The 1,468-nt window shown below is 73.6% G+C and carries 1 protein-coding gene; it reads left to right on the top strand.

What is annotated here, in order from left to right; genetic code table 11:
- Positions 1-149: 149 nt before the first annotated feature.
- On the top strand, positions 150-1,468 hold a 1,319-nt coding region (locus TSO221_RS34630; protein ID WP_146209015.1), incomplete at its 3' end, for a S8 family serine peptidase.

The following is a 1,468-nucleotide window of genomic DNA, read 5'->3' on the forward strand; positions in this document are numbered from 1 at the left end:
CGGCGACGGCACCCTCGCCGCCGGCGAGGTGCGGCTGCTGTCGAAGTTCAGCGGCGCCCCGGGCCTGGGCGCCGGCAGCCTCGGCTTCGGCTGAGGCGGCGGGCCGCGCGCATCCCCGTTCCCAGGCCCACCCGCACGCCGAGCCCACCATGAAGCACCCCGAATACAGCGCCGACACCAAGACCGTCGTCGTCATCGACAGCGGCTGGTCCTCCGGCTGGTCCACCGGCAACCGCGTCTACCAGTACGACTTCTACGACGGTGACGGCGACGCCCGCAGCCTGCAGGCGAACACGCACGGCGCCATGGTCACCAACGTCATCCTGCAGAGGGCGCCGCTGGTCGACATCATCGAGCTGAAGGTGTTCCCGGACGGCGGCGGGTCGACGGGCTACACGCCCATCGAGCAGGCGCTGCAGTGGGTCGTCGCCAACGCCGCGGCGTACAACGTCGTGGCGGTCAACCTGTCGCTCGGCTCCGGCAACGTCACCGCGCCCTCCGCGACGCCGCTGTCGGACGAGCTGGCGGCGCTCGACCGGCTGGGCGTGCTGGCGGTCGCCTCGGCCGGGAACAGCGGGGCCGGCGACGGCAAGCTGGGCGTGTCGGTGATCGCCGCCGACCCCAACGCCATCGCGGTGTCGGCCTCCACCGGCACCAGCGGCGGGCTCGCCACCTGGTCGCAGCGCGATCCCTGGCTCACCGCCATGGCGGCCGACGGCACGGACATCGTCGTCACCAACATGGCCGGCGTCTCGTACCGCGCCAACGGCACCTCCTTCTCGGCGCCGTACGTCACCGCCACGGTGGCGCTCGCCCAGGACGCCGCCGAGAAACTGCGCGGCAGCCGCCTCAGCCGCAGCGAGTTCATCTCGCTGGCCCGCGCCACCGGCCGGACGCTGAGCGGCGGCTACGTCGAACTGGACGCCGACGCGCTGATCGACCAGCTGGTGGCGACCTACGCCGCCGCACCGCCGGCGACCGAACGGCCGGGCGACCTGACGCTGGCCGGCGGCAGCGGGGACGACCTGCTGACCGGCGGCGACGGCAACGACACGCTGTCCGGCAACGGCGGCAACGACACCTTCGTCGGCGGGCTGGGCGGCGACCGGGTCCAGCTCGGCGCGCCGGGCGGGGTGTGCCTGGTCACCGGCGTCGAGACGCTGGCCGGCGGCGCCGGCAGCGACTGGGTGAACCTGGGGGACGACGGCAACGCCCTGCTGGTGAGCGCGGTGGAGACGCTGCGCGGTGGCGCCGGCAACGACGTCGTCACGCTCGGCGGCAACGGCAACGCCATGATCGTCGCCCGGCTGGAGGAGCTGACCGGCTCCGCGGGGGGCGACTGGATCACCCTGTCCAACCTGGGCAGCACCATGACGGTGACCGGGATCGAGACGCTGCGCGGCGGCGCCGGCAACGACGTCGTCACGCTCGGCGGCAACGGCAACGCCATGATCATGGCCGCCGTGGA

The organism is Azospirillum sp. TSO22-1, from assembly GCF_003116015.1.
Classification (GTDB): Bacteria; Pseudomonadota; Alphaproteobacteria; order Azospirillales; family Azospirillaceae; genus Azospirillum.